This window comes from Streptomyces hazeniae, assembly GCF_031845485.1.
Lineage (GTDB): Bacteria > Actinomycetota > Actinomycetes > Streptomycetales > Streptomycetaceae > Streptomyces > Streptomyces hazeniae.
Window position 1 is genome coordinate 194525 of the sequence record NZ_JAVREQ010000007.1, and the last position, 21234, is coordinate 215758.

Below are 21234 nucleotides of genomic sequence, written 5' to 3' on the forward strand. Positions count from 1 at the left end.
CAAGTTTCTGTACGTTCGCATCACAGGAAGAGGAAGCTCCGATGCGGCTCACCGACGTCACAGCCGGCTACCCGGGTCACCCCGTACTTCACCAACTCACCGCCGAGATAGCGGAGTCAGCGCTGACCTCGGTGGTCGGGCCGAACGGCTCGGGCAAGTCGACGCTGCTGGCGGTCCTGGCCGGAGTGATCCGCCCCACAGCCGGAACGGTGACGCGCGAGGGGACGGAGCGGCCCGCCTTCGTGGTGCAGCGCAGCGTCGTGAGCGACGCCCTCCCGCTGACCGTGCGGGAGACCGTCGCGATGGGCCGGTGGGCCCGGCTCGGACCGTGGCGGAGGAGCACCGCACGGGATCGCGCGGCGGTCGAGGAGTGCATGGAACGCCTGGGGGTCACGGCCCTGGCAGGCCGGCGACTCGGGGAGCTGTCGGGCGGTCAGCGGCAGCGTGTCCTGGTGGCACAGGGACTGGCACAGGAGTCGGACCTGCTGCTACTGGACGAGCCGACGACCGGCCTGGACGTCGACTCGCGCGAGGCCGTGACCGAAGTACTGGCCGAACTGCCGGAACAGGGCGTGACCGTCGTCCAGGCGACCCACGACCTGGAGGCGGCCCTGCGCTCCGAGACGTGCCTCGCCCTCGACGACGGCCACCTGACCGCGACCGGACCCCCCGCCGACGTTCTGCCGGAACGGATCACCTGCTTCCGATGAACCATCGCGGTTGCCCCTCGCCCCCCTCGGGCGGCGCGTGTTCGGGCCGCTGCGGCGAGTTGCCGGGGGGATCCGCGGAGACCCGCACCGGACCGCGAGGCGGGGCACGGAAACGGGGCCGGTCCGGACTGTCGATGATCTGTCCGGCCTTCTGCACGACGGAGCCGAGCCCCGTCCACCTCGTGCCCCCGGACCTGACGCCAGTCTCCGGACGGCCTTGCTGGACGCGCGGTGAGCGGGTCGTGCGGAGTCGGCGGCGCCGCTCCTCCGGGACGCAGCGAGAGGACGGATCCTCACCAGCACTCGCGGGCCAGTGACGCAAGGTCGCGGAGTGCTCTCGTCGGCCGGCGGGCCTTGTGGGTGATCATGTAAATACCGAGGCGCGGCGCGCGTGTCCAGGGCAGGGCGACGAGTTCACCGCGCCGGATCTCCTCCCCCACCGTCGACGCTGGGAGAAGACCGACTCCCAGGCCGGCCGCTGCGCACTTCTTGACGGCTTCGACACTGAAGAACTCCATGGTCACCGGGTCGATGCCGGCTTCCTTGAGTTCCGCGTCGATCAACTCCCGCTGGGCACATCCCTTTTCGATGACGAGCAGCGTCTGGTCCGCGAGGTGCGCAGTGGTGGTCCTCCTGTCGCCCGCGCGTGGGTGGCCGGGGCGTGCCACGAGAAGGAGGGGTTCCTCGGTCAGCGCCTCGGCCGTGGTCATGGGGGCGTGGACGCTCTGCTCCAGGAGGAAGCCGGCATCGAGGCTGCCGTCCTTGACGGCGGCCAGGAGGGTCGCCCTTCCCGCAGGCCGGAAGACGACGCGCAGCAGCGGGTACCGATCCTGGAGCGCGCGGAGAACGTGGGGGAGACGATAGGCGCACAGGCTCTCCGGAGCGGCGATGTGCAGGGTGCCGCGGATTTCGTGCGCGTCTCCGGCGGCCTGCCGCACCGCTTCGCGTGCCTGCTCGGAGCAGGTGATCAGGGTGCGCGCGTGTTCCCGTAGTTCCTCACCGGCGGCGGTGAGGACGTTGCGGCGCCCCAGGCGCTCGAAGAGCTGGACGCCGAGGTCGGCTTCGAGCGCCTTGATGTGGGTGGTGACGCTCGACTGCACGTATCCGAGTTCCTCCGCCGCCTTGGTGAAGCTCATCGAGCGGGCCACTTCGAGAAACGTGACGAGGTGCTTCATCTCCACGCTCATTGCATTCCTCGATGGATTCGATCGAAAACATTCGTTGGACGCGATGGGACTTCGGCTTCTACAACGTCGGGTATGGCCTTCACCCGAGACGCTCCCCGTCCACGCCGCGACCTCCCGCGCACGGGGCTGGGCGGTCGCGACTTCCTCCTTCTCCTCGCCGCCTCGGCGGGTGCCTTCTCGAACTACGCCCCGATGCTGTCGGTGGTGCCGCTGTGGTCGGCCGCGGGAGGGTCCGGTTCCGCGGGGGTGGGCGCTGCCACGAGTGTGACGATGGGCGCCACGGTCGCCGTTCAGCTGGCCATGCCGTGGCTGCTGAGGCGCTGCGGTCTGCGGACGGTTTTCGCCACGGGGGCGGTGCTGCTCGGCGCTCCGACTCTGGCGTACCTGGCGTCCTCGGGCGTGGCGTGGGTGCTGGCGGTCTCGGCGGTACGCGGTGCCGGTTTCGGGATGGTCGCCGTCGCGGGAAGCACGCTCGTCGCCGAACTCGTCGGGGAGGAAAAGCGGGGGCGGGCGGTGGGCTGGTACGGCGTCGCGGTGGGGCTCCCTCAGGTGGTCTGCCTGCCCCTGGCGGTATGGGGAGTCGAGCGTTTCGGCTTCGTCCCGGTTTTCCTCCTCACGACGGGGGTCAGCCTGGCGGCGGCGCCGGTGATCCGGGCCGTGAAGGGTGGGACGGGCGGCCGCACGCCTCCGTACTCGCCCGTCCGTCCGCAGCGCACGAGGCCACAGTGGCGGCCCCTGGTGAGCCCGGGGACGGTGCTCCTCACAGCGGCCTGCGCTCTCGGCGGCGTGACCTCCTTCCTTCCCCTCGCACTGGCCGGGAGCTCGTTGGCTGCGACCGCGCTCTTCGTGCTCTCTTCCGCCGTCGTCGCCGGGCGCTGGGGGGCTGGCCGGCTCAGTGACCGGCTGGGGCCGGGCCGCCTGCTGGGGGCTGGGGTCGTGGCGTGTGCCGCAGGGGTGGGCGGATTCGCGGCGGCCGTGGCGGGCGTGTCACCGGTGGGCGTCGCCATGGCGGCCGCGGTTGTCTACGGGCTCGGCTTCGGTGCGCTGCAGAACGACACCCTGGTCCTCATGTTCGCCAGGGTCGATGCGAACGGAAGGGGGCTGGCCGGCACCGCGTGGAACATGGCCTACGACGCCGGCACCGGTATCGGCGCGGCGACCATCGGCCTCCTGTCGGGAGCCGTGAGCCTTGCCGGCGCCTTCACCGCCACAGCGATCGTCATCCTCGCGTCCACGCCGCTGGCATGGTTCGGCACACGCGCTTCCGCACGGCGCGGGGACGCCTGCACGCGGCGGCGGTGACCTCCGCGCGCGGCGGAGTCGGCCCGCCATCGGCCGGGGAGTCGTTCGAGGTACGTGCAGGTGGCCTGCCCAGATCCGGGACCCGGCGGCCCGCACGGGGTGGGTTCCCGCGCGGGCCGGTTGACGCGTGGCGTGGACTGCCGTCAGTCCTGGAAGACCAGCGGCTCGTCGTACGGCTCCGGGGACAGGAAGCCACCGAAGTTCGCCTCGACCTGGGCGGCCTCCGCGGCGTTCGGGTGGGCGTTGGTGCAGCCCGCACCGCCCGTCGAACCCGACATCAGGCTGGAGCACGGGCCGGGCTTGATGTCCGGGAGGCCGAGGATGTGGCCGAACTCGTGCGCGGCGATGCGGACGGGAAGGTGGCCCTCGGCCGTTGCCTGGCGGCCCATGTAGACGATGCCGTTGCCGAGGCTGGTGGTGATGGCGCGCGGCCAGCCGTTGTCGGCGATGACCTCGATGTTGGCCGGCCCGCCGGGCTGGGCGGCCACGAGCTCGACGTTGTCGACGCTCTCGTTCCAGTTGGCGGCGCCCTGGTGGACGGCGTCGACGAACTCGGCGGCGGCGCTGACGTCGTAGGTGACGGTGGTGGCGGCGAACTCGTTCTGCGCGGGAGCGGCGGGAGCGGCGACGGCCTGGCCACCCAGCAGGGTGCCCACCATCAGGACCGCTGCGGAACATGCGCGCACTGCTGTGCCGAACGACATGTACGGCCTCCTCGTGGGGGTAGGGGCCCAGAGCCGAAGGCCGACGGCCCTAGGCATGTACATGACTTTATAGCGCGGGCCGGCTTCCCACCGCGAGAGCGCGAACCGGCCGCAGGGCCGTCAGCACCGGCGGCCCGTCGACCCCATCCGGCCCGTGGAAGAGGCGAGTCGATCAGCCGTCAGTCCCGGGCCGGCGTCGCGGCGGTACGGCGGGCACGGTGTGCCCCGCCGTCACGCGATCCAGCGGGCGGCGGCCTCGTAGAGGGTGGACGGGCTGCTGTTGAAGGCGATGGCGGCGTCGGGTGCGTGCCGCCGGATCAGGTGGATCACCCGCTCGAGGAGCTCGACGTGATCGTCCGAGTGCCGCAGGCCACCGCCGACCGTGACGCACTCCCACCTTCGGGCTCGCAGCGCGTGGCCGACGACCGCTTCCACGTCGTCGCTCCCGTCGAGGCCGATGAGGCAGGTCTCCGCGCCCACGCCGTGCGCGGCGAACTCGGCCAGTCCCGCCTCGATCGCCCTGACCACCGGCTCGGGGTCCCACGGCCCGGGTACGCGGCGCGGATCGAGTCCGATGACCAGGACGCGAGGTGATGCAGTGCTCATGGACGGACGATACGCGCAGCGCGGTACGCGCCGCGGTCGCCGCTACCGGGCGGTGGTCGCGGGCGTGCGGAACTGGCGGCGCAGGTAGGCGTCCCAGGCGCGGCTGCCCAGCAGACGGCGGGTGTGGATCAGGGCCCGGGCGGCGGGCGTGACGACGTAGCGGTGGCGGGGGCGCCGGGCGGTCAGCGCACGGTGCACGGTGCGGGCGACCGGCTCGGGACCCGCGGCCAGCGCGGAGCCGTAGGTGCGGGTCATCCGGCGCTCGACGGAGTCGGCGAGCGGCCGGTAGGGGCTGCGCGGGGAGGTGGCGGCGGCCAGGGTGTCGCCCGCGGTCGCGCCGAAGCCGGTGCGGATCAGGCCGGGTTCGACGAGGGAGACGGATATGCCGAAAGGCGTCACCTCGTGCCGGAGCGCGTCGGAGAAGGCCTCCACCGCGTACTTGCTGGCGTGGTAGGCCCCACCGAGCGGGAAGACCAGGCGGCCGCCCATGGAGGAGATGTTCACGATCCGCCCCCGCCCCGCCTCGCGCATGTGGGGCAGGACGAGCTGGGTCAGGCGGACCAGGCCGAAGACGTTGGTCTCGAACTGTGCCCGCAGCTGCTCCGGCGGCACCTCCTCGACCGCGCCGTACGCGCCGTAGCCGGCGTTGTTGACCAGAGCGCCCAGGCCGCCGTGCTCGGCGGTGACCTCCCGCACCACCGTCCGCATCGACTCTTCGTCGGTCACGTCGAGTCGCAGCGTGCGGCAGCCCGCGTCCTCGAGTGCACGGAGAGCCTCGGGGCGGCGTGCCGTGGCGTAGACGGTCATGCCGTCGGCGGCCAGACGTGCTGCGGTGGCGGCGCCGATGCCGCCGGCTGCGCCGGTGATCAGCACGGGTCCGTGGGGGTCGTTCATGCGGTCTCCTCAAGCGGGCCGAGCAGGAGGCGGACGGTCTCGCCGAGGAGCCGCTCCGCCCGGTCGGGGTGGTCGAGGTCGTGTTCCAGGCCGCGGGTCAGCGCCAGCAGCACCTCGGCGAGTTCCTGCGCGCTCAGGGGCGAGGCCGCGGCCGGCGGTGCGAGCACGCCGGTGAGGATCCCGGCGAGTCCCGCCAGCAGAGCGTCCTGTCCGGGGGCGGTGGAACGGTCGTGCTCGGCGAGGATCTCCCGCGCGTGCGGCGAGTCCCGGTGGACGGAGGCGACGAGGCGCAGCTTGACGGCGAGCACGGCGACGGCCTGTTCCACCGGCCCGTCGTGCGCACCGGCGGCGGCCGCTGCCTGGTCGACGGCGCGCGCGAACATGCGCTCCCGTACGCGGGCGAACGCGTCCTCCTTGCTGCGGACGTACTGGTACAGCGAGGAACGGGACATGCCCGCCTCACGGGCGATGTCCTCCATCGCCGTGCGCTTCACTCCGTAGCGGAGGAACGCGGCGAGCGCCGCGTCCAGTACGAGGTCGAGTCGGGGTGACATGCTGACACTCTACGCAGAGAGTGTCAGCATGTCTAGTCGCGGTCCTCGAGGAGGACGGCGACGTCGCCCGCCGCGAGGCACAGCGGATCGTGGTGCTCGCCGGTGAGGAGGTCCGTGCCGCGCACGGCGACGCTCGCCTCCGACGGCGTGTGGTTGAGGAGGAAGAGGTAGGAGCGGTCGCCGGAGACGCGGCGCACGGCCTCGACCCCCGGCGGCACGGGGGCCGCCGGCCGGACCCCGGCGTGACGCAGCAGGTGGCCGAGGGTCTGACGCAGCGGCTCCGGGGTCAGGCGGGTGGCCACGTACCATGCGGTCCCGGCGCCACGGGTGTGGCGGGTGACGGCGGGCTGCCCGGGCGCCGGACCGCCCTCGGGCGTGTGCGCGAAGCTGCGGTGGACCTCCGCGCCCCGGGGCTCGATGCGCTCGGCCCAGGTGGTGGCGCGGGAGCCGTCGTCCAGGCTCAGGAACCGGCCGGGGTGCAGCGGTAGGTACTCGTCCACGGCCAGCCCTAGCAGGTCGCGCAACGCCCCCGGGTGGCTGCCGGGGTGGATGCGGTCGTCGGCGTCGACGGCTCCGCTGAAGAAGCCGAACGCGGCGTGTCCGCCGCCCTGGACGTAGGCGTGCAGCCGCTTCGCGTCGTCGTCGGCGAGCAGGTAGAGGCCCGGTGCCAGGACCGCCCGGTAGCCGTCCAGCGGAGCGGACGGCGGGACCAGGTCGCAGGTGATGCCCAGGGACCACACGGCGGCGTACCAGTCGTGCACGAGATCGGTGTAGCGCAGGTGCGACGAGGGCCGGGCGGGCAGTTCCAGGGCCCACCAGGCGTGCCAGTCGAAGAGCACCGCGACGTCGGCCACCGTCCGCGAGCCGCGCACCTCGGCGAGCTTCCGCAGGTCGCGGCCGAGTGCGGTGACCTCGCGCCAGACGCGGGTGCCGGTGCCGCCGTGCGGGAGCATCGCGGAGTGCCACTTCTCCGCCCCGGCCCGTGACTGGCGCCACTGGAAGAAGAGGGCGCCGTCCGCTCCCCGGGCGAGGTGGGCCAGGGTGTTGCGCCGCATCTCCCCCGGTTCTTTGGCGATGTTGACGGGCTGCCAGTTGACGGCGGAGGTGGAGTGCTCCATCAGCAGCCAGGGGTGGCCGCCCGCCATGCCGCGGGCCAGGTCGGCGTTGAGGGCGAGTCCGACATGGGCGTCCGGGTCGGCGGCGGTGAGGTAGTGGTCGACGGCGACGAGGTCGCAGGCCTCGGCGAAGGCGAAGCCGTCGACCTTCTTCTCCAGGGTGCCCATGAGGTTGGTGGTGACCGGCGTGCCGGGGCTGTGCGCGCGCAGCAGGGCGGTCTCCGCACGGTGCCGGTGGAGCAGGGCGTCCGAGGAGAAGCGCCGGAAGTCGAGTTCCTGGGTGGGGTTGCCGAAAGCGGTGGTGCCGCGGGGCGGGACGATCTCCTCCCAGTCGCCGTAGCGCTGGCTCCAGAAGTCGGTGCCCCAGGCGTGGTTGAGGCCGTCCAGGGTGCCGTAGCGCCGGCGGAGCCAGTCCCGGAAGGCGGCGGCGCTGGTGTCGCAGTAGCACAGGGCGTTGTGGTTGCCCCATTCGTTGTGGACGTGCCAGAGCGCGAGCGCGGGGTGGTCGGCGTAGCGCTCGGCGAGCGCGGTGACGACGCGGTCGGCGGCCGCGGCGTACGCCGGGTGGCTGGGGCAGAAGGCCTGGCGGGAGCCGTGCCAGAGGCGGCGGCCGTCCGCGGTGACGGGAAGCGCGTCGGGGTGGGCGCGGGCGAACCACGGCGGCGGGGCCGCCGTCGGAGTGGCGAGGTCGACGGCGACACCGTGTCCGTGGAGGAGGTCCAGGACGCGGTCGAGCCGGCCCCAGTCCCACACGCCGGGGCGCGGTTCGATGTGCGACCAGGCGAAGACGCCGACGGTGACCAGGTTGACGCCCGCCTCCCGCATGAGGCGGGCGTCGTCGGGCCAGACCTCCTCGGGCCACTGCTCGGGGTTGTAGTCGCCGCCGTAGGCGAGGCCGCCGAGCCGCTCGCCGACGGCGTGGAGGGGGTGGGCACCGGGCGGGGAAGCGGTCACGACTTCACCGCCCCGGCGGCGAGTCCGGCCCGCCAGTAGCGCTGCAGCACCAGGAACGTCACCACGATGGGGAGGACGGAGACCAGCGATCCGGCGATGGTCAGCGTCTGGAGCTCGGGGAGGCGGCTGATCTGGGACTGCCAGGTGAACAGGCCGAGGGTGACCGGGTAGAGCCGTTCGTCCTGCAGCATGATCAACGGCAGCAGGAAGTTGTTCCAGATGACCACGAACTGGAAGAGGAAGACCGTCACCAGGGCGGGTGCCATCATGCGCAGCGCCACGGCGAAGAAGATGCGCCCCTCTCCCGCGCCGTCGATGCGTGCGGCCTCGATCACCTCGTCGGGAACGGACGCGGCGGCGAAGATGCGCGACAGGTAGACGCCGAACGGGCTGACGATGCTGGGGAGGAAGACCGACCAGTACGTGTCGGTGGCGCCGGCCTCGGAGAAGAGCAGGAACAGCGGGAGCGCCAGGGCGGTGGCGGGCACCAGGACGCCGCCGAGGACGACGGAGAAGACGGCCTCGCGGCCGCGGAAGCGGTACTTGGCGAGCGCGTAGCCCGCCATGGCGGCGAGGAGGGTGCCGAGGGCCGCGCCCGCTCCGGCGTACAGGAGGCTGTTGAGCAGCCAGCGGCCGTACACGCCGCCGTCCTGGCTGAACAGCGCGGTCAGGTTCGCCGTGAGGTGCCAGTCCGCGGGCAGCAGGCCCGGGGTGCCGATGAGGTCCGGCTGACTCTTGGTCGCGGAGACCAGCAGCCAGTAGACGGGCAGCAGCATGTAGCAGGCGACGACGGCCATGAAGGCGACGGCGAGGATCGTCGACCGGCGGTCCCGGGCGCGCTGCGCGCGGGGCGAGGCGCCGGGCGGGTGGGCGCCGGCGGTGCGTGTCAGGAGACTCATGCGCCCCTCCTGCCGGTGAACTTCAGGAAGCCGAAGGACAGCACGAACGTGGCCAGCGCCAGGACGACGGACATGGCGGCCGCCTCGCTGTAGTTGTCGGCGGCGGCCAGCGAGTAGGCGGCGAGGTTCGGTGTGTACGTGCTGGTGACGCTGGTGGAGATGGCGCGGAAGACCTGCGGCTCGGTGAAGAGCTGGAGCGTGCCGATGATGGAGAACACCGCGGTGAGGATCAGCGCCGGACGGACGATGGGCACCTTGATGCGCAGGGCGACGGTCCAGCCGCCGGCGCCGTCCGCCCGTGCGGCCTCCAGGACGTCCTGCGGCACGGCCTGCAGGGCGGAGTAGATGATCAGCATGTTGTAGCCGGTGTAGGTCCAGGTGACGACGTTGCCGATGGACCACAGCACGGCGCCGGGGGCGAGCAGGTCGGGGCTGGTACCGAGGTCGCGGAGCACGTCGACGACGGGTGAGAGCCGCGGGTCGTAGAGGAAGGCCCACATCAGGGCGGCGACGACGCCGGGGATGCCGTAGGGCACGAAGTAGACGATGCGGAAGAACTTCTTCAGCCGCGCCACACCGGAATCGAGCAGCAGGGCCAGCGAGAGGGCGAGGAGGAGCATCACGGGGATCTGCACGATGCCGAAGAGCAGTACGCGGCCCACCGAGGCCAGGAAGGCGTCGTTGCCGAGGACCTCCGCGTACTGCTCGAAACCGGCGAAGACGGTGGTCGTACGGCCGAACGTGCCGCCGACGCGCTCGGTCGTGTGGAGCGACTGCCAGAAGGCGTAGCCGACGGGCAGCAGCGTGAAGAGGACGAAAGGAACGAGGAAGGGGGTGAGGAAGAGCAGCGGGGCGAGGGAGCGGCGCCGGCGTCCGGTGGGCGCGGGCGCCGCTCGTCGCGGGGCGGCGGATGTCACGGAGGGCCCTTTCACCCGTCAGTCGGCGACGTTCAGGGACTGTTCGCGCAGCGACTCGGCGGTCCGGCGATCGGTCTCCGCGAGGACGTCGCCCAGGGTCTTCTCGCCGCCGGTCACGGCCGAGGTGCCGTCGCTCAGGTGGCGGTAGGTGTCGGTCATGGTGGGCCCCCAGGTGAACTCGGTGTCGACGTTGCGGGAGGCCCGCGCGAAGACGTCGAAGATCTTCTGGCCGTCGTAGAAGTCGACGGGCTTCTGCAGGGCGGGCAGTTCGAGGCCGGCGGTGGCCGCGGGGTACAGGCCGCCCTCGCGGTTGAGGATCCGCAGGGCCTGCGGGTCGGTGTTGAGCCAGGTCGCGAACTGCGCCGCCTCGTGCGGGTGTTCGGTCCCGGCGAGTACGGCGGTGGTCGAGCCTCCCCAGTTGCCGGCGCGCTGCTGCCCTTCGGACCACTGGGGCATCGGTGCCACCGCCCATGAGCCCGCGGTCTTGCCGGCGTTGTCGCGGATGGTGCTGTAGCCCCAGGCGGCGCCGATCCAGGTGACCACCTCACCGGAGTTCCAGGCCTTGTACAGGGCGGGCGAGAAGCCCTGGAGGTCGGTGGCGACGAGTTCGTCGTCGATCAGGCCCTGCCAGAACTCGGCGACCCGGCGGCTCTCCGGCCGGTCGACCGTGACCTTCCAGGTGTCCTCCTTCCGCTGGAACATCTCGGCGCCGTTCTGCCAGAGCAGGCCGGCGAACCAGTTGGGGTCGGTCTGGGAGAAGTGGGTGAGGTACCGGTCGCCGTCGGCCTTCTGCACGGTGCGGGCCGCCGCCTCGTACTCCTGCCAGGTGGCGGGGGGTTCCAGGCCGAGGCGGTCGAAGACGTCCTTGCGGTAGAACAGCGCCATCGGCCCGGTGTCCTGCGGGATCGCCCACACACCGTCCTCGCCGCCCTCGCCGAAGGTGACCTGCGACCACGTCCAGTCGACGAACTCGGCCTCGGCCCGCTGCACCGGCTCGCAGGCCGCGATGTCCCGGAGGCCCTGCTTGAGCCGGAAGTTGGCGAGCGAGTCGTACTCGACCTGTCCCAGGTCCGGCGCCTCGTCCGCCTTCAGGGCGTTGGACAGCTTCTGGTAGGCGCCCGCGTTGCCTGCGGGGGTGGTGCGCAGTTTCACGCGGATGTCGGGGTGCTGCCGGTTCCACAGGTCGACGGCCTGCTGCATGCCGGGGACCCAGGACCAGTACTCCAGGGTCACCTCGCCCTCGGCCGGGGTGCACGAGGTGTCCGCGTTCGTCCCGCCCGCGTCGTCCGTCCCGGCGCAGCCCGACAGACCGGCCAGCAGCAGGGCGAGTGCCGGGGCGAGCAGACGGCGTGAGCGCGGAAGTCGCCTTCGGTGGGTCATCGGTTCTCCTCATCCCTGGGTCGCTCGGCTCTTCGGCGGACCGGCGCTCCGGCCCGGACCGATGCCGGACCGGTCGAGGCGGGCACCGTGCGGTGACCGGCGTACGCAATCGATTGCGTGGCGGGTAGCCAAACACAAAGACGGCAGCGGGGCTAGGTGTCTACGGGAAGTCGTTACGCCGCGGGCGGGGACCGGACCCGGCGGAGGTTCAGGCCGAGGCGCGTGGCACCCAGGTGGTCGCGACGCGCACCGTACGGGCTGCGGACCTGCCGTCGAGCCTGCTCAGCAGCAGCCGGGCACAGGAACGGCCGACCTCGATCGCGGGGTACCGGACGGTGCTCAGGCGGGGCCGGACCAGGGAGGCGAACTCGATGTCGTCGTGTCCGGTCAGGGCGACGTCGCCGGGGACGTCGACGCCCAGCTCCTCGGCTTTCTCCAGGGCGCCGACCGCCGTGACGTCGTTGACGCAGAACACCGCGTCCGGGGGCTTCGGAAGGCCCATCAGGGCCTCGAAGGCGGCGGCGCCGGCTTCGCGGGTGTGTTCGCCCGGGACAACGTACGGATCGGCCAGCGTCAGCCCGAACCGCCCGGCCTCGGCGCGCAGCACGTCGAGCCGGGGGTCGCCGCCGGTGACGTCGCGGGGGCCGGCGATCATGCCGACACGGCGGCGGCCCGCCGCGGTGACGTGGGCGAGCGCGTCGCGGAAGGCCGCGGCCGAGTCGGGGGCCACGTGGTCCACGTCGCCGAAACGGACGTCCGCGCTGACGACGACGGGGATGCCCGCGTCGGCCAGCGGGCCCAGGTCGTCCGGCCCGATGCGGAAGGGGGTGATCACCACGCCGGCCATCCGCTGCTCCACGGCCTCCTCGAGGAAGGCGCGCTCCTCGTCGCGCTGGGCGAGGGAGGAGCCGACGACGAGGTGGTAGCCCGGGCCGCGCAGCGACTCCTGCAGGCCGCGGGCGAGTTGGGCGTAGAAGGGGTTGGCGAGGTCGGGCACGACCAGCGCGACGATGGTGGACCGGCCGGTGCGCAGGTTGCGGGCGACGGTGTTGAGGGTGAAGCCCAGATCGGCGACGGCCTTCTCCACCGCGCGGCGCGTGTGGGGGGCGACCGGCCGTTTGCCGCTCAGCACGTAGGAGACGGTGGTCACCGAGACTCCCGCAGCCCGCGCGACGTCGCTCATGGTGACCGGTTGCGGCACCCGTCTTCCTCCCTCGGGACAGGCGACCACCTTACGTCACCTGCTTTCTCGGCGCGGACCGCCGCCGGTCTCCCGATCAGGGGTTCGGCGCGCCACCGTCCGGGGCCGGCGGCAGCACGGCCTGGGTCTGGGTGGTCTGCGCGAGGAGCCGTTCCCGGTCGTCGGTGAGGTCGGTCTGCACCACGATCAGCGTCCGGCCGACGGCGGCCGACGTGCGGTCGACGTGCGGCGGGCGGGCGGTGGCGCGGACGGTGCCGGAACGGACGGCGCGGAAGAGGTTGGTCTCGGTCTCGATCGTGGCGCTGCCGGCGGCACCGGGCGGAGGTGGAGGAACGCGCAGACGGCGCCGACGGAGTCGGCGAGGTGCGGGCGTCCTCAGCCTACGAGGCCGGCACCGGTCGCCGGGGGGCCGCCGGAGTCCTGGAGTGGCAGGAGACCCGGGGGTGGTCAGAAGAGGGGACCGAGCCAGTCGCGCTCCGCCGCGAGGGACACCGCGAACACGAGGACGTCCGCGGTTCCCAGGGCGAGTCCCAGCCGCGCGCGGCCGCGGAGCGTGGTGTCGCGCCGCAGCGCGAGGACGCCCAGCACGATCGCGACCGGGCCGAGGCAGATGGGCAGGACCACGAGGCCGACCAGGCCGAGGACGAACGCCGCGTTCGCCATGCCGTCGGGTCGGCGCAGGCCGGTGTCGCGCCGCGCGGTGTCGTCCATGGCGTACTCCAGTATCGGGCTCCCTGCGCCGGCCGTCGGCCGACGTGGCTGAGGAGCGTAACGCCCGGAACCCGCGTGCGCACCGAGGGCCGCCTTCCCGTAGGGATATCACCAGGGGCGGCACGCGCCGCTCCCGTTGGGCGCGGCTCTCCAGGGGCGGGCCCCGCCGGGAGGGGCCCGCCCCTGGAGAGGGCGGATGGTCAGACGAGGGCGGTCGTGCGGGCGGGTTCCGGCCCGCGGGCGGCGGCGCGGTCGTCGTGGTTGGGGCGGCGGAGGAGCAGGAGGACGCAGCCGAGAGTCAGCAGCACCTGGAAGACGGCGTAGGCGATCACGGCGGTGATCGAACCGGTCCGGTTGAGCAGGAACTGGCCCATGATCGGGGTGGTGCCGCCGAGCAGTGTGCCGCAGAGCTGGTAGCACAGGGAGATGCCGGTGTAGCGCAGGTGGGCGGGGAAACGGCTGGCGAGCATGCCGGCGAGTGCGGCGTAGTAGAGGCAGTGCGGCACGGTCGCGACGACGACGCCGAACATCGCCAGCCCGTAGTTCTCGCTGCGGATGAGCAGGAACATCAGGGGCATCAGCACGATCTCGGGCAGCAGGATGAGCGTGACCGCCTTCGACCAGCTCCTCATCCTGGTGACGATGAGGGCACCGAAGGGCTGCACGACGATCTGCACCAGGGTGGCGACCAGAATGATCGTCAGGAAGTCGCTGCGTTCGAAGTTCAGGGCGGAGGTGGCCCAGGACAGGGCGAACGTCGTCTTGAAGTAGGTGGCGGACAGCCCGATGGTGCAGGCTCCGATGCCGAGGACGATCAGCGTGGGGTGCTTCCGCAGGATCTCGGACAGCGGCACCCGGGCGGCCTGCTTCTTCTCGATCACCTCGGCCATGGCCGGGGATTCGGCGACCTTGAGCCGGACGACGAGGCCGACGACGACGAGGACGGCCGACGCGAGGAAGGGGACGCGCCAGCCCCACGTGAGGAAGTCGTCGTCGGGGAGTTGGCTGATGAGCAGGAAGCTCAGGGTGCTGAGGCTGTTGCCGACGGGCGAGCCCTGCTGGGCGAACGCCCCGTAGAGGATGGACTTGCCCCGGGGCGCGTGTTCGGAGGCGATGAGGACGGAGCCGCCCCACTCCCCGCCGAGGCCGATGCCCTGGATCATGCGGATGGTGACCAGCAGGATCGGCGCCGCGACGCCTATGGAGGCGTAGCCCGGGAGCAGCCCGATCAGCGTGGTCGAGATGCCCATCATGAGCAGTGTGATGACCAGGGTCTTCTTGCGGCCGAGCCGGTCGCCGAAGTGGCCGAAGACGATCCCCCCGAGGGGCCGGGCGAGGAACCCGACCCAGAAGGTGGCGAAGGCGACGAGCGTGCCGACGGGCCCTTCGAGTTCGGGGAAGAAGACCTGGTCGAAGACCAGGGCGGCCGCGGTGCCGTAGATGTAGAAGTCGAACCATTCGATCGTCGAGCCGACGAAGGCTCCGATGCCCGCACGGCCGGCCGTCCTGCGCCGTTCGCGGGCGGCTTGTGCCGCACCCATGCTCGCTCCCATCGGCGTCGTGGGGAGGGGCGGTGCGGGGCCGGGTGGAGCCGGCGGGCGCCCGCCTCGGAAAGTGATGGCGGTAACCGTGCCAGTCGGCACCGAGACGGGTCCAATACCGAATCACTGATGCAGTGAGACGCCTTACGTCTCACTGCCGACGGAATTCGGCCACGGACGGGGCGGGACGGTCAGTCCCGTCGGGCGGCAGGTGCGGGGACGGGCAGCGCGTCCTGGGCGACGGCGAGGACCGTGCGCAGGGCGGCCGACGGGTTGTCCCGCCGCCACGCGAGGGCGGCCTGGAGTCGCACCGGTGAGCCGGCCAGCGGACGGTAGACCAGCCCGGTCTGCTGGATGTGCTGGCAGGAGGTGAGGGTGAGCGTCACGCCGACACCGGCGGCCACCAGGGCGAGGATGGTGTGCGAGTCGGGCGCCTCCTGCACGATGCGCGGCCGGAAGCCGGCCTCCTCGCAGGTGCGTACGGCCGCGTCGCGCAGCGAGGACCCGGCGTTGGCGGGGAAGCTGACGAACGGCTCGTCGGCGAGGTCCGCCGGGGCGATGGCGCTCGGGCCCGCCAGCCGGTGGTCCGAGGGGAGGGCGCAGACCAGTTCCTCTTCGGAGATCACCCGGGTCCGCACGCCGGGACGGTCGGCGGGCAGGCGGACGAAGCCGAGGTCGAGGGAGCCGTCGGCGACGCGTTCCAGCGCGACGTGGGCGTAGGTCTGGCCCTGCATGGCCAGTTCGATGCCGGGGTGGGCCAGGCGCACGGCGCGGGTGAGGAGCGGCAGCGTCTCGTGGCTGGAGGCGCCGGCGAAACCGACGGTGACCCGCCCGTACTCGCCGCGTCCGGCGGCCTTCGCAGCCCGGGTGGCGAGGTCGAGATCGCGGAGGACGGTGTGCACCGGTTCGAGGAAGGACCGGCCGGCACTGGTCAGCCGTACCGAGCGGGTGTTGCGTTCGAAGAGCTGGACGCCGAGTTCCCGCTCGAGTTGGCGGATCTGCTGGCTCAGCGGAGGCTGCGCCATCTGGAGCCGCTTGGCCGCGCGCCCGAAGTGCAGTTCCTCGGCCACGGCGACGAAGGCCGTGAGGTAGCGCAGTTCCATCGTCGTTCCGGTCCGTTCCCTTCGCCGGGGGTGACCCGCGGCTCACCCCCGCATTCATCTCTCTGACGTCTTGGTTCGACCTTAATTCGGTATTGGACACTAATCAATGGCGGCTGGCAGCGTGGAACGCCCGACCGCGACGCCGAGGAGCCCTTCGTGGACAAGACCATGACGATGCGGGAGGCCGTCGCGGCCTTCGTGCACGACGGCGCCACGGTCTGCCTGGAAGGCTTCACCCACCTGATCCCGACGGCCGCCGGACACGAGATCGTCCGTCAGGGGCGGCGCGACCTGACGGTGGTGCGCATGACCGCCGACATCGTGGTGGACCAGATGCTGGCCGGCGGGTGCGTGTCGAAGCTCGTCTCCTCCTTCGTGGGCAACTCCTCTGCCGGGTCGCTCGGCGAGCTGCGCCGCCGGGTCGAGTCGGGCGAGCCGGAGCCGCTCGCGTTCGAGGAGTACAGCCACTACGGGATGGTGTGCCGCTACCTGGCCGGAGCGTCCGGCCTTCCCTTCCATCCGCTGCGCTCGTACGCCGGCAGCGACCTCCCGTCCGTCAACCCGGGCCTGCGCACGGTCGCCTCGCCCTACCCCGGGCCCGACGGCGAGCGGGAGCAGGTCTACGTGGTGCCTCCGGTGCATCCGGACGTGACCTTCGTGCACGCGCAGCGCGCCGACCGCAGCGGCAACACCCAGATCTGGGGGCTCACCGGCGTCCAGGCGGAGGCGGTGTACGCCGCGGCCCGGGCAGTGGTGGTCGTCGAGGAGGTCGTCGACGACGAGGTGGTGCGCTCCGATCCCAACCGGACCGTGATCCCGGCGCACGCGGTGGACGCCGTCGTCGCGTGTCCCCGCGGCGCGCACCCGTCGTTCGCACAGGGCTACTACGACCGCGACAACGCCTTCTACCGGTCGTGGTCGCGGATCAGCCGCGATCCGGCACGGCTGAAGGACTGGATGGCCGAGTGGGTGCACGGCACGACGGACCACGCCGCATACGTGGCCCTGCTCGGCGAGGAGCACTGGTCGGCGCTGGCCGTCGGAGAGGCGCTCAGCCTCCCCGTGAACTACGGGCGGCGCCTGTGACCGCCCGCCACCGCGAAGGAGAACCGCCCATGGCATCCGCGCCCACGAGGGCCGCCGTGACGTCCTCGGAGCTGATCGCGGTCGCGGCGTCCCGCGAACTCGCCGCCCGGCGTACGGTGTTCGCCGGGATCGGGCTGCCGACGCTGGCCGCCTCGCTGGCCCATCTGACCGTCGCCCCGCAGCTGGAGATCGTCTACGAGTCCGGGGTGTGCGGCGCGCACCCCTCGCACCTTCCGGAGACCATCGCCGACGCCGTCCTGGTCACCGGCGCGGAGGCCGTCCTCCCCATGCCCGCATTGTTCGGCTACGTGCTGCAAGGCGGCCACATCGACGTCGGGTTCCTCGGCGCCGCCCAGATCGACAGGTGGGGCAACCTGAACTCCTCGGTGATCGGCGACTGGCACCGGCCCGGGGTACGGCTGCCCGGACCGGGCGGGGCGATGGAGGTGATGGCCGGTGCCCACGAGGTCTTCGTCGTGATGCGCCGCCACGATCCCCGGTCGCTCACCGACAGCCTCGACTTCTGCACCTCACCGGGGCCGGACCGGGCACTGCGGGAGGGCGTCACCCCGCGCGGCGCCGGGGTCACGCGGGTCGTCACCGACCTCGGCGTCCTCGCCCGGAACGGGGCGGGCGACGAACTGACGCTGGTCGCCGTGCATCCCGGGGTGACCGTCGACCAGGCGCGCCGCGCGACCGGCTGGGACCTGCGGGTGGCCGACACGGTGACCACCGTCGAGCCCCCGACCTCCCACGAACTGCACCTGCTGCGGGACACCGTCGACCCCGACCGCGTGTACCTGCGCTGAACCGGCGGGGCCCGGCCGCACCGCGCGGGCCCTGCGCGCACACCGACCGGTCCGGCCCGGGGGCCGGGCGCGACCACCGACCAGGAGGCAGGCACCGTGCTCGCACGCGACTTCGGACTCACCGGCACGCAGCGCGAATTCCGGGCCATGGCGGCCCGCTTCGTCGACGCCGAGATCGTCCCGCACGCCCGCGCGTGGGACCGCGCCGAGCGGGTCGATCCCGGCATCGTTCATGCGCTCGGCTCGCTCGGCTTCCTGGGCCTGACGCTCCCCGAGGAACACGGCGGCGTGGACGCGGACATGCTGTCCTACACGCTGGTCACCGAGGAACTCGGCCGCGGCGACTCCGCGGTGCGCGGCATCGTGTCCGTCTCCCTCGGGCTGGTCGCCAAGACCGTCGCCGCGCACGGCAGCGCGGCGCAGCGGGCGGAGTGGCTGCCGCGGCTGGCCGCTGGGGAGACGCTCGGCTGCTTCGCCCTCACCGAGCCGGGAACGGGTTCGGACGCCGCGTCGCTGACCACCCGGGCCACCCGGGTCGGCTCCGACTGGGTGCTCGACGGGACCAAGACCTTCATCACCAACGGCTCGGTGGCCGGGGTGGCGCTCACCTTCGCCCGGACGAGCGACAGAGGCCTCACCGCGTTCCTGGTGCCGACCGACCGGCCGGGCTTCACCGCCCGCGAGATCCACGGCAAGCTCGGCCTGCGCGGCCAGGCCACCGCGGAACTCGCCTACGAGGGCGTACGCGTCCCGGACTCGGCCCGCCTCGGGCCGGTGGACAAAGGGCTGGGCATCGCCCTCGGCGCGCTGTCCCGCGGCCGCATCTCGGTGGCCGCAGGCGCGGTGGGCGTCGCCCAGGCCGCGCTGGACGCCGCCGTCGGGTACGCCACCGAGCGGACCCAGTTCGGGCGGTCCATCGCCTCGTTCCAGCTCGTGCAGGAGCTCCTCGCAGACTCGGCCGTCGACGTCCAGGCGTCCCGGCTGCTCACCCACCACGTGGCGCGCATGGCCGACGCGGGGCTCGGGCCCCGGGAATACGGCACCGACGCCTCGACCGCCAAGTACCACGCCGCGGAGACGGCCGTGCGGGTGAGCAACAACTGCCTCCAGGTCTTCGGCGGCTACGGCTACATCGACGAGTACCCGGTCGGCAAGTACCTGCGCGACGCTCGGGTGCTGACGCTCTACGAGGGCACCTCGCAGGTGCAGAAGCTCCTCATCGGCCGCGCCCTGACGGGCGTCGACGCCATGACCTGACCGGTTCGGGACCGCCAGGAGGGCCGGCCCGGGGGCCGCCTCAGCGGCTGACGGTCCGTCCGCCGCTGCGGCGCGAGCGGTGGGAGCGGCGGTAGCCGAACGGCCCGGGCAGGTCGTAGCTGGTCGTGCGGCGACCGGTGGAGGACCAGGTGTGCTTCGGACCGCGCCGCGAGCCGACGGTCAGCGACCAGGACCGGCGGTTCAGGTTGAGCCGCACTCCGGGCAGGATGCGGATGCTGCGGCGGAACGTGATCGCCATGGCGTCTCTCTCCTCTCCGCGGGTCCGCATGTCGTCGCGGAACCCGCGTACTCCGTGTCGCGTACCCGGTGTTCGGCGGAGTGCACCCCGACGGCGACGGGTGTTCCGTGGCCGGTGCGGGTACGCACGAGCGCATGCGAATGGGTGTGCTGGATGCGGGATCGAACACGGTGCGGCTGGAGGTCGCGGACCTCGACGGGGCCGTGCCGGCACGGGTGCACACGGCCAAGCAGCGGCTTCGGCTGGCGGAGTTGGTCGAGCGGGACGGGCGGCTGCCCTCGTGCGCGATCACCCTGCTGGCCGACGCGGTGGCCGCCGCCCGCAAGGAGGCGGAGAGCTGGGGTGTCGCGGACCTGGACGCGTTCGCGACCGCGATCGTCCGGGACGCGCCGAACCGGGACGAGGTGCTGGACGCGGTCCTGGCCGAGACGGGGCTGGAGTTGCGGGTGATGTCGGGGGAACGTGAGGCGGAGCTGACGTTCCGGGCCGCACGTGCCTGGATGGGCTGGCGGGCCGGGCCGATGGTCGTACTGGACATCGGCGGCGGCTCGCTGGAGATCGCCTTCGGCGGGACCCGGATGCCGGACTTCGCCACCTCGGTGCCGCTGGGCGCGGGCCGGCTGACCCGGCGGTACTTCGGTCGCGCCGACCCGCCGCCGAAGCGCGCGGTGAAGGCGGTCCGCAGCCGGGCGGAGGAGCAGCTGCGGGAGATCTCCGCCCGTGTGCGCGCCGCGGAGCCGCTGACGGCCGTGGCCACGTCGCGTACGTTCCAGCAGCTGGCCAGGATGTGCGGAGCGCCGCCCGCCAAGAAGGGCGTCCACGTGACGCGGGAGCTGTCCCGCGCCGACCTGCGGAAGGCGGTGACGATACTGGCCGGCCTGCCGGCCGCCGAGCGCGCGAAGCTGCCCGGCATCAGCCGGCCGCGCAGCCGTCAGGCGCTGGCCGGCGCCGTGGTGGCGCACACGGCGATGCAGCAGATGCGGCTGGAGAAGGTCACCGTCTGCCCGTGGGCGGTGCGCGAGGGCCTGCTCCTCCAGCGCCTGGCGGACCTGGAGCGGTGAGCGCCGGAGTCGACGGGCGCCCCCGGGACGGCCCGTCCCCCGCCGGAGAGGCCCGCTGCGGAGGGAGCCGGCGACGGGGTGTGGCAGAGTTCGGGCATGAGTGTCACGGAGTCTGCTGTTCGGGATCGCCTGAGCGAGGTGCTGTCGCAGCGCGGCACCGAGATCGCCGACCGCTGGGTGCAGCTGCAGGTGGAGCGGTCCGGGCTGCACGACGGCCTGGTCGAGTCGGAGCTGCACGAGGATGCGGACGCTCTGGTGACGGCGCTGGGTTCGGCGCTCGCCGCCGGGCTGCCGGCGGAGCGCATCATCGTCGAGCACGCCGGGCTGCGCGACGTGGTGGTCGACCTGTCGCTGCGCCGGGCGCGGGCCGGCGCAGCGCCGACGGTGACGTCGCTGGCGGTGATGCAGCTCAAGGAAGCCCTGCTGGAGGCCGTGCAGGAGGAGTTGGCCGAAGGCCGGCAGATGCTCGCCGCGGCCCTGCTGGTCAGCCGCATCCTGGACGCCTCGGGCGCGCTGTGTTTCGAGACGTTCGTGGAGGGGCGCGAGGAGATCATCCGGCGGCAGAGCCGTCAGCTGCTCGAACTCTCGACGCCGGTGGTCCGCCTGTGGCGCCAGGTGCTGGCGGTGCCGCTGATCGGCAACCTGGACACCGCGCGCAGCCAGGTGGTGATGGAGAACCTGCTGGAGGCCATCCAGCAGCACGAGGCGTCCGTGGCCATCATCGACATCACCGGTGTGCCGACGGTGGACACCTCCGTCGCACAGCACCTGATGCAGACGGTGAAGGCGGTCCGCATGATGGGCGCGGACTGCGTCATCAGCGGCATCCAGCCGGGCATCGCGCAGACCATCGTGCAGCTGGGCATCGACCTGTCGGACATCCTGACCCGGGCCACCCTCGCCGACGCGCTGGAGACCGCGATGGAACTCACCTCGCGGCAGGCGGATGCGCGGAGCGGCGCCCGTGGCTGACTCCCTCCCGGC

Annotated in this window: 21 protein-coding genes; 7 read left to right on the forward strand and 14 right to left on the reverse strand. The window is 72.5% G+C overall.

Annotation, left to right across the window (positions count from 1 at the left end; all coding sequences use genetic code 11):
* The first annotated feature begins 41 nt into the window (after positions 1-41).
* The gene (gene aztA / locus RM572_RS10760) at positions 42-710 is read left to right on the forward strand and encodes a zinc ABC transporter ATP-binding protein AztA (RefSeq protein WP_311673036.1); all 669 of its coding nucleotides are present in this window, start codon (positions 42-44) and stop codon (positions 708-710) included.
* A gap of 293 nt (positions 711-1003) precedes the next feature.
* Here aztA and RM572_RS10765 read toward each other — a convergent pair whose 3' ends face one another.
* A complete protein-coding gene (locus RM572_RS10765) occupies positions 1004-1897 on the reverse strand; it encodes a LysR family transcriptional regulator (RefSeq protein ID WP_311673037.1) in 894 nt (297 codons plus the stop codon).
* Between the two features lie 72 nt (positions 1898-1969).
* On the opposite strand from RM572_RS10765, the gene RM572_RS10770 reads away from it, so the two are divergent.
* Complete coding sequence (locus RM572_RS10770; protein WP_311673038.1) at positions 1970-3199, forward strand: MFS transporter; 1230 nt, start codon at positions 1970-1972, stop codon at positions 3197-3199.
* A 143-nt stretch (positions 3200-3342) separates the two neighbouring features.
* Here the strand turns inward: RM572_RS10770 and RM572_RS10775 are convergent, their stop codons facing one another.
* The 12 genes from RM572_RS10775 to RM572_RS10835 form a co-directional block, all read right to left on the reverse strand.
* Entirely contained in the window at positions 3343-3903 is a 561-nt protein-coding gene (locus RM572_RS10775) for a snapalysin family zinc-dependent metalloprotease (RefSeq protein WP_311673039.1), read from the reverse strand.
* A gap of 231 nt (positions 3904-4134) precedes the next feature.
* Positions 4135-4509, reverse strand: coding sequence for a hypothetical protein (locus RM572_RS10780; protein WP_311673040.1), 375 nt, complete (start codon positions 4507-4509; stop codon positions 4135-4137).
* A gap of 42 nt (positions 4510-4551) precedes the next feature.
* A complete protein-coding gene (locus RM572_RS10785) occupies positions 4552-5403 on the reverse strand; it encodes an oxidoreductase (protein ID WP_311673041.1) in 852 nt (283 codons plus the stop codon).
* Complete coding sequence (locus RM572_RS10790) at positions 5400-5957, reverse strand: TetR/AcrR family transcriptional regulator (RefSeq protein WP_311673042.1); 558 nt, start codon at positions 5955-5957, stop codon at positions 5400-5402. The genes RM572_RS10785 and RM572_RS10790 overlap by 4 nt, the downstream gene beginning before the upstream one ends.
* Positions 5958-5989: 32 nt before the next feature.
* On the reverse strand, positions 5990-8026 hold the full coding sequence (locus RM572_RS10795) for a beta-galactosidase (RefSeq protein WP_311673043.1): 2037 nt from the start codon (positions 8024-8026) through the stop codon (positions 5990-5992).
* Entirely contained in the window at positions 8023-8925 is a 903-nt protein-coding gene (locus RM572_RS10800; RefSeq protein WP_311673044.1) for a carbohydrate ABC transporter permease, read from the reverse strand. The genes RM572_RS10795 and RM572_RS10800 overlap by 4 nt, the downstream gene beginning before the upstream one ends.
* The gene (locus tag RM572_RS10805) at positions 8922-9842 is read right to left on the reverse strand and encodes a carbohydrate ABC transporter permease (protein ID WP_311673045.1); all 921 of its coding nucleotides are present in this window, start codon (positions 9840-9842) and stop codon (positions 8922-8924) included. The genes RM572_RS10800 and RM572_RS10805 overlap by 4 nt, the downstream gene beginning before the upstream one ends.
* Positions 9843-9860: 18 nt before the next feature.
* The gene (locus RM572_RS10810; RefSeq protein WP_311673046.1) at positions 9861-11222 is read right to left on the reverse strand and encodes an ABC transporter substrate-binding protein; all 1362 of its coding nucleotides are present in this window, start codon (positions 11220-11222) and stop codon (positions 9861-9863) included.
* A gap of 208 nt (positions 11223-11430) precedes the next feature.
* A complete protein-coding gene (locus tag RM572_RS10815; protein ID WP_311673047.1) occupies positions 11431-12423 on the reverse strand; it encodes a LacI family DNA-binding transcriptional regulator in 993 nt (330 codons plus the stop codon).
* A 447-nt stretch (positions 12424-12870) separates the two neighbouring features.
* Positions 12871-13134 (reverse strand): DUF4190 domain-containing protein, encoded by a 264-nt coding sequence (locus RM572_RS10825; RefSeq protein ID WP_311673048.1) that lies wholly within the window; start codon positions 13132-13134, stop codon positions 12871-12873.
* A 200-nt stretch (positions 13135-13334) separates the two neighbouring features.
* Positions 13335-14687 (reverse strand): MFS transporter, encoded by a 1353-nt coding sequence (locus tag RM572_RS10830; RefSeq protein ID WP_394813576.1) that lies wholly within the window; start codon positions 14685-14687, stop codon positions 13335-13337.
* Positions 14688-14866: 179 nt separating this feature from the next.
* Positions 14867-15778 (reverse strand): LysR family transcriptional regulator, encoded by a 912-nt coding sequence (locus RM572_RS10835; RefSeq protein WP_311673050.1) that lies wholly within the window; start codon positions 15776-15778, stop codon positions 14867-14869.
* 168 nt (positions 15779-15946) lie between these two features.
* Here RM572_RS10835 and RM572_RS10840 point away from each other — a divergent pair, with 168 nt between their 5' ends.
* The 3 genes from RM572_RS10840 to RM572_RS10850 all read left to right on the forward strand — a co-directional run bounded on the left by RM572_RS10840 (position 15947) and on the right by RM572_RS10850 (position 18930).
* The gene (locus RM572_RS10840) at positions 15947-16864 is read left to right on the forward strand and encodes a CoA transferase subunit A (RefSeq protein ID WP_051307895.1); all 918 of its coding nucleotides are present in this window, start codon (positions 15947-15949) and stop codon (positions 16862-16864) included.
* A 29-nt stretch (positions 16865-16893) separates the two neighbouring features.
* Positions 16894-17673 (forward strand): CoA-transferase subunit beta, encoded by a 780-nt coding sequence (locus tag RM572_RS10845; RefSeq protein WP_311673051.1) that lies wholly within the window; start codon positions 16894-16896, stop codon positions 17671-17673.
* 96 nt (positions 17674-17769) lie between these two features.
* A complete protein-coding gene (locus RM572_RS10850) occupies positions 17770-18930 on the forward strand; it encodes an acyl-CoA dehydrogenase family protein (protein ID WP_311673052.1) in 1161 nt (386 codons plus the stop codon).
* 40 nt (positions 18931-18970) lie between these two features.
* On the opposite strand, the gene RM572_RS10855 is transcribed toward RM572_RS10850, so the two are convergent.
* Positions 18971-19189, reverse strand: coding sequence for a DUF4236 domain-containing protein (locus tag RM572_RS10855; protein WP_027762782.1), 219 nt, complete (start codon positions 19187-19189; stop codon positions 18971-18973).
* 134 nt (positions 19190-19323) lie between these two features.
* Between RM572_RS10855 and RM572_RS10860 the strand changes: the two genes are divergently transcribed.
* Both RM572_RS10860 and RM572_RS10865 read left to right on the forward strand, forming a co-directional pair.
* A complete protein-coding gene (locus RM572_RS10860; protein WP_311673054.1) occupies positions 19324-20250 on the forward strand; it encodes a Ppx/GppA phosphatase family protein in 927 nt (308 codons plus the stop codon).
* A 96-nt stretch (positions 20251-20346) separates the two neighbouring features.
* Positions 20347-21222 (forward strand): STAS domain-containing protein, encoded by an 876-nt coding sequence (locus tag RM572_RS10865; RefSeq protein ID WP_311673056.1) that lies wholly within the window; start codon positions 20347-20349, stop codon positions 21220-21222.
* The last annotated feature ends 12 nt before the right edge of the window (positions 21223-21234 follow it).